At 67.5% G+C, this 14110-nt stretch carries 10 protein-coding genes; all 10 read left to right on the top strand.

Translation table 11 applies throughout. The features are described 5' to 3' along the window. The first annotated feature begins 9 nt into the window (after window positions 1-9). A complete protein-coding gene (locus IPG61_13570; protein ID MBK6735086.1) occupies window positions 10-504 on the top strand; it encodes a PTS sugar transporter subunit IIA in 495 nt (164 codons plus the stop codon). Window positions 505-729: 225 nt separating this feature from the next. Next, entirely contained in the window at window positions 730-3381 is a 2652-nt protein-coding gene (locus IPG61_13565; GenBank protein ID MBK6735085.1) for a lamin tail domain-containing protein, read from the top strand. 12 nt (window positions 3382-3393) lie between these two features. Beyond that, window positions 3394-4281 (top strand): hypothetical protein, encoded by an 888-nt coding sequence (locus tag IPG61_13560; GenBank protein ID MBK6735084.1) that lies wholly within the window; start codon window positions 3394-3396, stop codon window positions 4279-4281. A 2-nt stretch (window positions 4282-4283) separates the two neighbouring features. Beyond that, a complete protein-coding gene (locus IPG61_13555; GenBank protein ID MBK6735083.1) occupies window positions 4284-5960 on the top strand; it encodes a helix-hairpin-helix domain-containing protein in 1677 nt (558 codons plus the stop codon). Between the two features lie 728 nt (window positions 5961-6688). Further along, a complete protein-coding gene (locus IPG61_13550; GenBank protein MBK6735082.1) occupies window positions 6689-7708 on the top strand; it encodes a hypothetical protein in 1020 nt (339 codons plus the stop codon). Further along, a complete protein-coding gene (locus IPG61_13545; GenBank protein ID MBK6735081.1) occupies window positions 7650-8042 on the top strand; it encodes a hypothetical protein in 393 nt (130 codons plus the stop codon). The genes IPG61_13550 and IPG61_13545 overlap by 59 nt, the downstream gene beginning before the upstream one ends. Next, window positions 8042-9784 carry a bifunctional metallophosphatase/5'-nucleotidase gene (locus IPG61_13540; GenBank protein ID MBK6735080.1) on the top strand — a complete coding sequence of 581 codons (1743 nt, stop codon included), beginning with the start codon at window positions 8042-8044 and terminating at the stop codon, window positions 9782-9784. The genes IPG61_13545 and IPG61_13540 overlap by 1 nt, the downstream gene beginning before the upstream one ends. A gap of 211 nt (window positions 9785-9995) precedes the next feature. Next, entirely contained in the window at window positions 9996-11237 is a 1242-nt protein-coding gene (locus IPG61_13535; GenBank protein MBK6735079.1) for an ATP-dependent Clp protease ATP-binding subunit, read from the top strand. Between the two features lie 280 nt (window positions 11238-11517). Then, the gene (locus IPG61_13530; GenBank protein MBK6735078.1) at window positions 11518-12495 is read left to right on the top strand and encodes a hypothetical protein; all 978 of its coding nucleotides are present in this window, start codon (window positions 11518-11520) and stop codon (window positions 12493-12495) included. 12 nt (window positions 12496-12507) lie between these two features. Further along, entirely contained in the window at window positions 12508-14100 is a 1593-nt protein-coding gene (locus IPG61_13525) for a hypothetical protein (GenBank protein MBK6735077.1), read from the top strand. Window positions 14101-14110 lie beyond the last annotated feature (10 nt).

Genomic DNA, 14110 nt, shown 5'->3' with positions numbered 1-14110 from the left:
CTGGACTCCGTGGAGGCGCAACGTTACCATGGCACCATGAACCTGAGCGACTATACAACACCGGACGGCTTCCTGCCGCACCTGAGCTGCACCACGCTGGAGCAGGCGGTCACGCGCCTGGTCGACGGACTCAACCCCGGGTTCACGGCCGATTCGCGCGCCGAGCTGATCCGCGACGTGATGCGGCGCGAAACCGAGGGCAGCACCGCCATCGGCGGCGGGCTCATCATTCCCCACGCCCGATCGCGCGGCACGCGGCGCCTGGGCGTGGCCGTTGCCACGTTGCAGCAACCTCTGTCGTTGCTCTCCGACGACGGCCGGCCTGTCGACGTCATCATTCTCCTGGTGGGGCCGCCAGGCGACCCTGTCGCCATGCTCCGCCTGCTTGCGCGGCTGGCGCGGCTCGTCCGGCGCGAGTCGTTCCTGGACACGCTGCGTGCCGCCCCGGATGCGGCCCATCTGCGTGAAGCGTTCCACGGGGCCACTGTCCAGGCTACCGACTAGAATTGCAGCCATCCTTGCTGCCATATGTGCCCGAGGCAAGGGCGCTCCTGCTGCCCAACCTGCTGTGCCGATTATCGATACTCGATTCGCAGCACGCCTGTTCTCGTCGCGCATCGCACTGATACGTCTTGAATCGCTACCCGTCGGGCGTTATTGTCCCCATCCCCTCGCGACCTGTTCGTTCGGGAAACCCCGTCCCGTACCCTCGAAAGGGAGAGTGGTCCGATGCCGAGTCATTGCAGGAATTCGTCGCGGCTGTGGCGGTGGCTTCCGGTGGCGCTGCTGCTGGTGCTGCCCGTGGTCGCCGATCAGGCGTCCGCGGCGCCCGCCGCCGTGGCGGACCATGTGGTCATCTCCGAGATCATGGCGCTGGCCAACACCGCCACGAACCGTCCGCTGTGCAGCGAGTACGTGGAGATCCACAATCCGACTGCCTCCGCGGTCGATCTCGGCCAGTACTACCTGACCGACGCCATGTTCACGACGAACAACCAGGCCTACTGGCACATCGCCGAGGCCGATCCTTCGGCCACGACGGCCGGCGGCGGGACATTCAGCGATTTCCACGCTAAGTTCCCGGTCGGCTACTCGATCGCCGCCGGCGACACGGTCGTGATCTCCATCGAGGGCAGCAACAAGTACCAGGCGGCCTACGGTCGCCTGCCCGACTTCGAACTCTACGAGGACAACGCGGCACCCGATGGCGTGCCCGAACTCGTGGAAGTGTTCCCCGGCTCGGTTTCCGCCGGTGTCCTGGCGGGCGGCAGCAACACGCCGACGCTGACCGACACGTCGGAGAGCCTGGTCCTGTACCGCTGGGACGGCAGCTCGGACCTGGTTCAGGACGTGGACTACGCGCGTTGGGGCACCTCGACCTCGGTCATCGTCAACAAGACGGGCGTCACGGTGGGGGCCTCGACCTACCTGCCCGATTCGGCGACGCAGCAGACCATGACCGCCACCTCGGCCTTCGGTACGGCCTACATGCGGGCCAGCGCGGACGAGGGGACCGAGGCCACTACGGGCGGCAACGGCCTGACCGGCCACAACGAGACCAGCGAGAACTTCACGGCGACCTTTGCCGCGCTCGCCCAGGACCCGGCGCTCGCGCCGGGCGTCCCGCACGCGGCGGCGCCGATCATCACCGCGCACGCGCAGACGCCGGCGACACCGGTGGATGGCGAGGCGGTCACGGTGTCGGTCACGGCGCTGTCGCCGACGGCCGTCACCACGGTGACGTTCCGCTACACCGTCGACGGCGGTGCGCCCAGTACGCTCAATGGCAATGCCGCCGGAGCCGACACCTGGTCGGCCGTCATCCCGGCCCAGGCCCTGGGCGCGGTGGTCCGCTGGTATGCGGAAGTGGTCAACAGCGCCGGCGCCATGGCCACGTACCCGACGGCCGCCCCGCGCTTCACGACCTCCTGGACGGTGATTGCGCCGCCGCCGCCGACCATCACCGGCTTCGCGGTGGCCCCCGCCGCTCCCTATGCCGACCTGCCGGCCACGATCTCTGTGACCGCGACCTCGATCAGCGCGCTGACCGGCGCCGTGTTCCACTACAGCGTGGACGGCGGCGCCTTTGCGCAACTGGCCGGCACGGCGCAGGGTGGCGGCGTCTATTCCGCCACGGTGCCGGGCCAGGACGCCGATGCCGTCGTGACCTGGTACGCCGTCGTCACCAACGCGGCGGCCCTCAGTGCCGCGAGTCCCGCCGACGCGCCCGCGTCGACGCACACCTGGACGGTGGGCGCCGCGCCGGATCCGAAGCTGCTGCTGACCGAGGTCTGCACGATCGGTTCCGACCAGGAGTTCGTCGAGATCTGGAACCCGAGCACGCAGAACGTCGATCTCAGCGACTACTATCTGTCGGATGCGATCTACTTCCCGAACAACACAGGCTACTGGAACCTGGGCGGCGCTGCGCTCAACGCCGACACCATCGGCGGCGGGGCCTTCACCGATTTCACGGCGCGGTTCCCCGAAGGCTTCACCATCGCGGCCGGCGACACCATTGTCGTCTCGATGGCCGGGAGCACGAAGTTCACCAACTCGTTCGCGTTTGCGCCGGACATCGAGTTGTACGAGGACGACGCCTTCCCGGACGCCGTCCCCGACATGCGTTCGGTCTTCCCGACCGGCAACAGCATCATCAATTCGGACTCGGTACCGAGCCTCACCAACACCGGTGAGCCGGTGATCCTCTTCAAGTGGACCGAGGGCACTGCCCTCGTCGTCGACGTTGACATCTTCGTCTACGGCGCCGGCGGCAGCTATCAGTTCACCAAGACGGGCAAGACCGTGGCAGGATCCACGTATGCCCCGGACACGGCCGTGGGCAGCCAGCAGTTGTACGTGGCGGCGGCGGCGTTCGGCGATTCCTACACGCGTATCGATGCCTCGGAAGGTTCCCAGGTCCTGACCGGCAGCAACGGTGTCGGCGGGCGCGACGAGTTGAGCGAGCCCTGGAGCACGACCTGGGCCCTGCAGCCGGCCAGCCCCGCACGGCCGGGTTCGGGCGGTGGCGGCGGCGAGATCGGCATGATCGCGCTGGTCGTGCCGGCACAGACTTTCCTGCCTTCGCAGGGCGAGACGTTCCCGGTAAAGATCACCAGTCGCCCGCGCAGCGAAACGCGCGTGCGCCTGTTCGACCGCGAAGGACGCCTGGTGCGTACGCTGTTTGACAGCCGCGCCAACGGGACGCCGTCAACGGTGGCGGGTGCCTACACCACGATCGCCTGGAACGGGCTCGACGAGACGCTCCAGCGGGTCCCCAGCGGCCTGTACATGGTGCACCTGTCGGTGGTCGACAAGGTCACGGGCGTCGAGGAAACCCGCACCGCGCCGGTGGTCGTCACCACGCGGCTCAGCAGATAGGAAGGGCGAGCGATGATCCGCAAAGCAACGATCCTGCTGATCCTGGCCGGGCTCGTCCTGGCAGCGCCGGCGGGAGCCTTCTTCGAATCGACGCCCGTCAGCGCCCGTTCGCGGGCGATGGGCGAGGCCGTGACCGCCGTGCCCGACCCGGCCTATGCCGCGTTCAACAACGCCGCCTGGCTGGCCGACGTCCCGCACGGCGAAGCCGGTATCTCGTACGTGCGGCCGTTCGGTCTGTCCTTCCAGGACTTCTACACGGCCGGCGCCGCGTTCCCGCTGGAGGGCACCTTCGGCAACCTCGGTATCGGGATCAGCCACTTCAAGGTGGCCTCGGGCGATACCTCTCTGCTGAAGGAAACCCAGGTCAGCCTGGCCCACGGCTTCGAGCTGTTCTCGGACTTCCACTCGCGCGTCTGCTTCGGGTGGGCGCTTAACCTCTACAGCGTCAGCGCCGGCCAGAGCGTCAGTGGTGTGGACCCGGGTTCCGACACCTCGGTCGGCCTGGACCTGGGCCTGTCCATGCTGTTGCACAAGCGCACGCGCGCGGGTTTCCAGGTGCGCAACCTGAACAACCCGACCATCGGTATCGACGGCGAGGAACTGCCCCAGTCGGTCACGGCGGGCATCGCCTACGAGCCGTACGACGGCGTCATCACGACGTTCGAGTTCGACAACCAGCTCGGTTACCGCACGCAGTACCACGGCGGGCTCGAGATGACGATCGTCCCCGACTTCGTCCTGCGCGCCGGCGTCATCACCGACCCGAGCCGCTTGACCGGCGGGTTCGGCTACGCGGCCGGGCCGGTCTCGCTCGACTATGGATTCTCGACCGGCGGCGGAACCCTCGACACGACGCACCAGTTCGGCCTGCGCCTGTCCTGGGGCGGGGAGGCGCCGTGACCATGACCACCCAGCTGAACCGCGCGGCTCCGCGCAGGCGCGCCGTGTCGGCCCTGGCGCTGGCCCTCGTGCTGGCCGGTGCGCTGACTGCCGCCGGTGGCCTGGGCTCAGCCCGGGCGGCACCCGCGTCGGTGGACCTGAACAGCGCCTCCCTCGAGGAAATCATGGCGCTGCCGGTGCCCGCCGAGATTGCCCGTCGGATCCATGACCGCCGCGTCTACGAGCGATTCTACGCCAACGTCTTCGAGCTGATGGAAATCGACGGGATGACTGCCGAGCTGCTCGAGCAGCTCAAGCCGCTGGTGTCGACGATGCCGCCGCCGGTCCTTGATGCGTCCATCGCCCGCCTGTCCGCCTCCTTCATGCAGGTCCAGAATTTCCTGGGCGAGGAAGGCGCAAGCGAAGGCCTGGCCGACGAGTACCTGGATCGCCTGCGGAATCCCGAGGACATCAACGACCTCGACCTGTACGACCTCATGTCGTACCAGAACATCTCGCCGGTCGATGCGGCGGCCATCGTGCGCGCGCGCGCCCAGCTGGGGCGCATCGAGGACGAGCGGCAGCTGCGGGGCGTCGACGGCCTGCGCTACTTCTCGTTCCGCGGGCTGCGCGATTTCGTCGTCTACGACCCGGCGCAGGCTTCACCCACGGAACTGACCGGTTTCTACCAGACCCGGTTCTGGGAGACGCCGTTCTCGGATACCGACGACGAGCTGGGCAACTTCGCCACGGGCCGGCCGCGCGGCCGCTACACCGTGGACAAGGTCCCGGTCGGGCGACTTCCGCCTGAAGTCGCTCGTCATGGGCAATTTCCGGGTGGCGTACGGCCTGGGCCTGGTCATGGACAACACCGACTACCTGAAGTACCGCAAGACGGGCTTCGCCTTCGATACGCGGCCGCTCGGCGTCTTCGGCGACCTCTCGCGCAGCTACGAGTATTCGCTGAACGGCGTGGCGGCCGAGGGCTCCTGGGGCCCGGTGCAGCTGTCCCTCTTCGCCGCCGGCGGCGAGAAGGACGGCATCCTGAACGCCGACGGCACCATCAACCGCTATGTGGTGATGCAACCGCGGCCCGACTCCGACTGGCTGGAGGACCGCACGGTGGCCGGCGTGCCCACCGGACTGAGGAGGGGCGCCTTCCAGGAGGACATGCTGGGCGGCAACCTCAAGGTGATGCTCGCCCCGGGGACCTTCGTGGGCCTGAGCGGCTACGAGGCCCGCTACGACCGCGGCTTCCGCGCCGACGAGACGACGCTGGTGACCGATACCAGCCTGCTCGAGGCCCGCGACTCCGAGATCTGGAACGGCTACACCAGCGTCTACACCGACGAGAACGGCGAGGTGCAGACCTCCAAGTTCCGCCGCGTCCTGGGCGCCGAGGCGCAGGCGACCTACGCCAACGTGGCGCTGCAGGGCGAATACGCCTTCCTGCAGGACCCGCGCAACGACCTGTTCCACCACGACAATCCGGACGCCTGGATCGTGAACGCGTACAGCCAGTGGGACAACCTGCACCTGCTGGCCATCTGGCGCGACTACGACATCGGCTTCGACAATCCCTACGCCCGCGCGTTCAGCAACGACAGCCGCTACGAGATGACGCTGCTGGACTCGCCGTTCCGCCTGAACGACGACCTCTACACCTGGCTGGAGACGGGCACGCCGCAGCCCAAGGCTGAGCGTGGACTGTTCCTGGACATGCGCTACCGCATCAGCCGCAACCTGGTCCTGAGCGGCCTGCAGTACGACCAGTGGACCCGCAAGGCCGACGGCGCCGACCTCATGCGCTACACCATCAAGGGCGAGTACCAGCCGATCTTCAACCTGCGGCTGCGGGTGCGTCACCGCTTCAGCAGCCGCTCGGAGATGGATCCCGCGGACGTGCGCAAGTTCCGCAACTGGGAAACGCGGTGGAACGCGACGTTCCTGCTCAGCGACTACAACCGGTTGGGCTTCACGTACATGACGAGCAATGTCATGTTCCCGCCGCGGGCGCGCCTCAGCGGCACTGCGGGCTCGGGCGTCGGCGACCCGTCGGTCGGGACGGCGGGCATGCCTGCGTACGCGTTCGAGGTGCGCTACGAGCACAACCTGTCGCCGGGCCTGCAGATCGCGTTCGCCTCGTCGGTGTACGACGGCTTCATCTGGAATTTCGAGGGTAACGAGTTCGTGCTCCTGGACGGCAACGGCTTCCGCAACTGGGTCCAGATCGAGAGCCGTGTTTCCGATCGCCTCCTGTGCCAGTTGAAGGTCACCCGCGACCACGACCTGCCGCGGGATATCGACGTGCGCAACTTCGGCGACCCGTTCGGCAACGATCCTGACGCGACCCGGGTACCGGGCGACGACACCACCGTCCGTCTGCAGATGGACTACACGTTCTGACAGAGCCGAGGAGACTCGCGTGATGAAGACGAGCAAGTACGGTTTCCCAGTCGGCGCAACGACGGTGGTCACAACGACGGTGGTCACGGTGGCGCTGGCCCTGTTCGCAGTGGTCGGACAGGCGCAGGCCGGTCCGCAGGTGTCCTCGAGCTACGGCGACCAGTTCACCTGGGTCGGCGCCGAGTCGGCGGCCATGGGCGGTACGGGCACCGCGGTCTACCGCGGGGGCTTCTCCACCGCGTTCAACCCGGCGTTCCTGGTCGTCGAGGACGGCAAGCGCCTCGACGCCGGGATCATGCTGGATCAGGAGCACGAAGACCGCTTCCAGCCCCTGTTCGACAGCTTCGACAGCTGGGTGGTCGATGCTGCGATCGCCAGCAACCGGCAGCACTACTGGCAGGGCGGCTTCGGCCTGGCGGCGCGGGTGGGCCACGGCCCGCGGGCCGTCTCGCTGGGCTTGTCGCTGACCGACCGCTTCCCGTTCGGCTATTCGTTCAGTGAGGAACTGCGCAATCCCAGCCCGTTCCCGCCCGGCTCGGGCGAACCGGCGCGCGACATGCTGATCGCCGTGCGTGAGCGCGAAGTCACCGGTGCCCTGCGGGCCCTGTCCTTCGGCGCCGCGGCCGAGGTCAGCCGGAACGTTTCGCTGGGCACGTCGTTCAACTATCATTTCGGGACCAGGCGTGACGCCGCCAGCTCGATCGACCTGGACAACGCCGGGACCAACGAGAGCTACCGCACGAGTGACGAACTGAAGCTGCATGGCCTCAATGTCACGGCCGGCCTGCGGGCGCGGCTCAACGAGCGCGTCGACCTCGGCGTGGCGGTCGAGAAGCAGCCTCAGGGCCACGGGCGACTGGCGACGGCAGAATGTCGACCTTGCGCCGGCCGCGGCCACCGATACGACGGTCGGCGCCTTCTACGACTACCCGTGGTGCGCGCGGGCCGGGCTGGCGTTCCGTCCCCGGAACGACCTGCGCACGGTGTTCACCTTCGAGGTCGAGTACCGGCCCTGGAGCGAGATGCGCGACGGCACGCTTGACGACGTGACGCCGATCCTGCACGACGCCGCCGACATCCGCCTGGGCGTCGAGCACGTGTTCTACAACGGCATGCCGCTGCGCTTCGGTTTCCGGCACCTGTCCAGCTACGCCGACCGCGATGCTGCGGTCTCCGCCTTCACGGCCGGCACCGCCGCCCGCGTGGGCCAGGGCCGGTTGAGCGCCTCGGTCGAGCTGGCCAAGACCACCAACGTCCTGGCGCACCAGTTCCCCTACCCGACGGCCTACTTCGGTGACGCCTTCGTCGCCGACCCGATGGCCCGGGTCGAGGACACCCGGTTCCGGGTGGGCGTCAGCTACGCGATGGAGTTCTGATGATGAGGAACCTGCGCCTCTTGCGGATCCCGGCTGCGGTTGCGGCGCTCGGTGCCGCTGCCTTTGCGGCCGCGGCTCTCGTGGCGACCCCGGCGGCGACCGGCGCCGACGACGGCCTGCTGCGGCTGAACCTGCTGTGGACCAACGACGTGCACGGCCACATCGCGCCGGAGCCCGCGAAGTTCATGAATCCCGACTTTCCGCCGCCGCTGGGCGGCGGCGCCTCGGCGGCGCGCTATATCCGCGAAGTGACGGCGAAGGCAAAGGCGGCGGGCGAGGAAGTGCTGCTGGTCGACGTCGGCGACATGTTCCAGGGAACGCCCATCGGCAACAAGACGAAGGGCGCGGCGGTCATCGAGTACATGAACGCCATCGGCTATGACTTCGCGGTGCCCGGTAACCACGACTTCGACCTGGGACGCGAGAACACCGAGCAGATGGCGAAGCAGTCGAAGTTCCCCTGTCTCGCGGTGAACCTGGTCGAGGAATCGACCGGTAAACTGGTGGACTGGGTGCAGCCAACGTTGATGATCGAGATGGGCGGCATCCGCATCGGCGTGATCGGCATCATCACGCCGGGAACCGCGCACATGTCGTTCCCCAAGAACATCGAGGGCCTGCAGTTCCTGGAGATGGCGCCCACGGTGGAGCGCTATCGCGACCAGTTGAAGGCCCAGGGCGCCGACCTGATCTTCCTGGCGATCCACGAAGGGCTGCCCTACGACCCGGTGCAGGGCTGGAACAACCTCGTTGCCGCCCAGGAAGAGGCCGACCACGAGCAGGAGGGCGCCTACGGCTCCAACTACTCGCGCGGCGGCATGAACCTCATGGAACTGGTGAACGTCGTCGAGGGTGTCGACTTCGCCGTGGGCGGCCACACGCACCGCGGCTATCGCGAGCCCTGGATCGATCCGCAGACCCACACGATGTGCTTCGAGAGCTTCGGCAACGGCAGCAGCATCGGGCATGTCGTCCTGCTGATCGACCGGGCCACGCGGAACCTGGTGGGCTACGAGGGTGCGCACGCCGACGGCACGCTCGTGACCCTTTTCGAGGACGAGATCTGGCCGGACCCCGAGATCGCCGAAGTCATCCGCCCCCATCACGAAGCGGCGGAAGCGGACATGGGCAAGGTCATCGGCGCGACTTCGGCCTCGCTCGGCCGCGGCGGCCCCGGTGCGAGCCTCGTCGCCAACCTGGTCACCGACGCCATGCGCGAGCGCTTCGACGGCGACCTGTCCGTACAGAACGCCGGCGGCCTTCGCGCCGACATCCAGGCGGGCGACCTGACCACGCGTGACATCTTCGCCGTGCTGCCCTTCGGCAACGAGCTGCAGATCGTGACGATGGACGGGCGCATGATCCGGCGCCTGATCGAGTCGCGCGTGGCGGGCCGCAGCGGCGGCATCCTGCTCTCGGGTGCCCGCGTCGCCATCGACCCCACGCGCCCCGACTGGGACCGCGTGGTCGAGCTCGAGATCGGCGGCCAGCCCTGGGACCCGGATGCCGAGTATGACGTGGTCATCACCGACTTCCTCATGGAAGGCAACAGCGGGCTCGACTTCCTGACGACGATCCCGGCCGACAAGATCACGCCGACGGGCGTGACGCAGGCCGAGGCCGTCGAGCAGTACATCGAGAGGCACAGCCCGGTCCGGCCGCGCATTGACGACCGCTGGGTCGAGAAGCCCGGGCAGGCCCAGGCGCCGTACCTGGCGAAGCCGTGGCTGCAGGATTCCTGACCAGAGGGGTGCCTGTAACCTGGCCTTGAAGTGAAAACGGACCTAATGGCATGGGGGCGCAGACTTTGCGCCCCCTTTTCATCGTGAATTGCGCTCAAGCCCGTCCGCCGGTGACCGATCATGGCGCCACGGACGGGTTTCCGCTGCCCATCCGAGGACAAGGATGTCCCGGCCCCGTGGCCGACCTGGCGTCAACAGACAGGACACGGACGTGAAGATCCTCCGCCACGAGAAGCGCAACGAGCAGCTTTCCCGCTTCACCGCGCACATGAACAAGATGGTCGTGGGGCAACCGCAGGCCATCGACAAGATGTCCGACAGCTTCAGCCGCCTGATTGCCGGTGAGCATGATCCGGAGCGGCCGCTGCTGACGATGATGTTCATGGGGCCCACGGGCGTCGGCAAGACCGAAACCGTGCGCGCGCTGTCGGAAACCGTCTTCGGCAATCGCCGGGCCTTCACCCGGATCAATTGCCAGGAATACTCGGCGCACTACAACATCTCCAAGCTGCTCGGTTCGCCTCCCGGCTACGTCGGCGGCGAGATCCGGCCGCTTCTCTCGCAGGAGAACATCGACCGGCACCACCGCAAGGCGCTGGAGGCCCAGACGGGCATGATCAGCGAGGCGGACGGCAAGCTCGGTCGCCTGTTCCCGCCCGAGAGCGAGCGCTACCTGTCGATCATCCTCTTCGACGAGATCGAGAAGGCCCATCCCAAGCTGTGGAACCTGCTGCTGGGGATCCTCGAGGACGGCACCGTGGTGCTGGGCAACAACGAGGAAGTGGATTTCCGGCAGTCGATCGTCGTGCTGACCTCGAACGTCGGCAGCGAGGCGATGGGGGCGCACCTGTCCCAGAACGGCATCGGCTTCTCGACCGGCGTCAGCGAAGCCAAGCTGGACCGCGACGTGGAGGAAGCCGCCATGCGGGCGGCAAAGAAGGTCTTCCCGTTCGAGTTCCTGAACCGCTTCGACGAGATCATCACCTACCACACGCTCAAGGAGCAGCACCTCTACGCGATCCTCGACATCCTGATCGCGCAGGTTCACCACCGCTCGCTGCTCTGCGCCGAGCCGTTCCTGCTCGAGATCACGCAGGAGGCCAAGCGCTGGCTGGTGGAGACCGGCACCGACGTCCAGTACGGCGCCCGGCCGCTCAAGCGCGTGGTCGAGAAGGAAATCGTCACGCCGATCAGCCATTTCATCTGCAGCGAGCAGATCCGGCGCGGCGACCTGATCACCGTCGACCGCAGCGAGGGCGGCGAACTCGTCTTCCGCAAGGAGACGGGGGTCACCAGCTGGGAGGAACTCGAGAGCCTCGGGCCCTTCCCGCAGTCGGCCTGGGCGCGCGAGGATCTGGGCGTCAAGGACGACGGCGGCGAGAAGAAGGAGATCGTCGAGAAGATCACGCGGGTGGTCGCCAATGCCGGAGCCATGTCCGGCCGGGAGGATTGATCGACGATTTTCTCTGCCGTCACCGGTTTGTCATGACACTTGCAAGCGGCTCCCCAAAGGAGCCGCTTTTCTTTGCCTGGAACGCTGGAAACGAAACTCGTTCTCGACGCGGAAGTCATTAAACTTGAAGCGTTTGGTCCTCAATTGTTAAAATTCCAACTAAAGATCTTGACACATAGGTCCGATAGCCTAACTCTGCGGTGGGAGTATTCCGCGAGGAAGCGTTGTCGAGGCGACGGGGTCGTGAATGGCGCTCAACCCGAACCGAGAGGTCTCCACATTGGACGCTGACTTCAGGAAATTGTCATGGTTCGCGGGCGGGGTGATCTGCTGTGCCCTGGCGGCCGCGTGGACGGCCACGCCGCTGGGGGCTGCGGAACCTGCCGCGGACGCCGGCGGACCGGGCCAGACCCTGGTCTGCCTGGATTGCCACGACGGACTGGCGGCGAGCCTTTCCGCAGGGCCACACCGCGTGCTCATGGGCGCCGCGAACGATGTGGCGACCCGCGTGAGCTGCACCAGCTGCCACGGGGGGCAGCCTGCCCACTGGCTGGACGACCCCTCGGCCAACCCGATGACCAACCCGGCCCGGCAGACGGCCAAGGAAGTGGCGGCCGCCTGCGCGACCTGCCACCAGGGGGCCCACCAGGTCAACCAGCAGACGCTGAGTGCCCATGCGGCGGCGGATGTGGCCTGCACGGCCTGCCATCGCGTGCACGGCGGCACGCAGCGCGGCCAGCTGCAGCAGGCCCAGTCCGAGCTGTGCTTCGGGTGCCACACCGGCGTCCGCGGCCAGTTCGCGCAGCCTTCGCACCATCCGCTGGAAAACGGCCTGGTCAGCTGCACCGATTGCCACCTGTCGGGTGACGACGGCATGGCCGGCGCCACGCGCCGCGACGTCAATGCCACCTGCGGCAAGTGCCACGCGGCGCTGCGCGGGCCGTTCCCTCACGAACACGCTGCGACCCTCGACTACTCGGTCGAGGACGGCGGCTGCCTCAATTGCCACGACCCGCACGGTTCGCCGCTGCCGCGGCTGCTCAAGCAGCCGTACACGGCGCCGCACTTCCAGCTCTGCTCGCAGTGCCACACCGTCCCGGGCCACCAGTTCAACAGCTTCCACGGCAACGAGTGGGCCGGCGTGGCCTGCAGCGAATGCCATGTGGACATCCACGGCTCGTACACCAACCGGGACCTCCTGACACCGGCCCTGCAGCCCCGTGGCTGCTTCGCCGCCGGTTGTCACGGCGGCCAGTAGAGGGGGTGCGGAATGCGTAGACACGCCACAAGGCAAGCGGGGCTTCTCGGACTCCTGTCGATCAGCCTGCTTCTGACGGGGGCGTTCCTCCTGGCGCAGCCGGCCCTGGCCGGCACGGTAGGGGGCACCCTGGAAGTGGGCACGGTGTCCGTCGAGAAGACCTGGGGCGATCCTTCGACGATGCCCGAGGCCTGGGACATCTATGACGGGTTCACGGTGTCGCGGTTGAATCTCGAGGGCACCGCGGGCAGCCGCAGCGCCTTCCACCTCGACCTGCGCGACGTGACCCGCAACAACGCCAACGGGCTGTTCAGCTACCGCCTGGCCGATCTCGGCGCGTTGACGGTACGGCACAACCGCGGCCGCCAGCTCTACGATGCCGACGGTCAGGTCAGCGCCGAGCGCCGTGACTGGCGCCTGGGCGCTCACCTCACGCCGACTCCCGCGCTCCGCCTGACGGCCGAGTACGGCCGCCAGGATCGCGCGGGCGATCGCTGGGCCGTTCCCTTCAACACCGTGTCGGCCCTGGGTTCGGCCTACGACTACGTGCTGCAGACGCACCTGGTCGAGGGCGAACTGCGCAAGGACGGCCGCATGTTCGCCGCCGGCTGGGAGGGCTCGCGCCTGACCGACAACGGCGATGCGACCATGGACCGCCGCGGCGACGTGGTTTCGGCCCGCGCCAGCGTCCCCTGCCTGCTGCTGCCCGGGCGCATCACGCACTTCGTGCGGGGCTCGTACGGCAAGCAGGAGCTGGAGAATGCCGCCCTGGAACTGACCAGTTCGGCCTTCCAGTACCTGGGCATGATCCGCGCCACCGACGCGGTCGAGCTCCGTTACAAGCTGGACCTCAGCCGCTTTGAGAACGACGCGACGGGACTCCAGACCGATCGCACGCGCAACGACGTGGACGTGACCTGGCGGCATGCGAAGGGCTCGCTCTTCGCCGGCTACGGTTTCGCGACCACCGATGACGACGTCACCCTGACCGACACGAACACGTGGCGGGCGGGCGGCGCCTATCGCGAGGGCGACCGCTGGCAGGTCCGCGCCAGCTACGCCACCAGCGAAAAGGACGACCAGGAGAGCCTGACGCTGCTGAAGGACATCGAGTCCAGTCGCTTGCGCCTCAACGCGCAGGTGAAGCTGGCCGAGCCGTTGACCATCGGTGGCGCCTACCTGCAACGCGACCGCGACTACCCGGCTCTGGATGTCACGGCGACCGGCAAGCGCACGAGCGGGTTCGCGCGCGTGGCGCTGGCGGCCTGGGGCACGGCCTCGGTCGAATACGCCTACAGCGATGACGAGTACGTGGACCAGGCGGGTGCCTTCCGCGCCGACAACAGCACGGTGACCGCGCGCGTCGACCTGACGGGCGTGGCCAATCTGCGGCTGGGCGGCGGCCTGACCTACCTGGACCTGGGCAAGGACCTGGATGTCGAGAAGTCGATCCTCACGTTCGACGGCCAGTACGACCTGAGCCGGGACTACTTCGTCAGTGTGCGCTACAACGTGTACAACTACGACGACTTCGTCCTGCTCGACCGTTACTTCACGTCCAACGTGGTCTGGTTGAACGTCGGTTACAAGTTGCCTGTGGACTGATCCGCGGTAA

Source organism: bacterium (assembly GCA_016703265.1).
In the GTDB taxonomy this organism is placed as follows: Bacteria; Krumholzibacteriota; Krumholzibacteriia; order LZORAL124-64-63; family LZORAL124-64-63; genus CAINDZ01.
The sequence above is the reverse complement of the archived record's forward strand: the minus strand, read 5'-3'. Positions and strand labels throughout refer to the sequence as shown.

Excerpts from the sequence above, each read along its gene's own strand:
- IPG61_13565 (MBK6735085.1), top strand. The coding sequence starts at position 730 with ATGCCGAGTCATTGCAGGAATTCGTCGCGGCTGTGGCGGTGGCTTCCG.
- IPG61_13560 (MBK6735084.1), top strand. The coding sequence starts at position 3,394 with ATGATCCGCAAAGCAACGATCCTGCTGATCCTGGCCGGGCTCGTCCTG.
- IPG61_13555 (MBK6735083.1), top strand. The coding sequence starts at position 4,284 with ATGACCACCCAGCTGAACCGCGCGGCTCCGCGCAGGCGCGCCGTGTCG.
- IPG61_13550 (MBK6735082.1), top strand. The coding sequence starts at position 6,689 with ATGAAGACGAGCAAGTACGGTTTCCCAGTCGGCGCAACGACGGTGGTC.
- IPG61_13540 (MBK6735080.1), top strand. The coding sequence starts at position 8,042 with ATGATGAGGAACCTGCGCCTCTTGCGGATCCCGGCTGCGGTTGCGGCG.
- IPG61_13525 (MBK6735077.1), top strand. The coding sequence starts at position 12,508 with ATGCGTAGACACGCCACAAGGCAAGCGGGGCTTCTCGGACTCCTGTCG.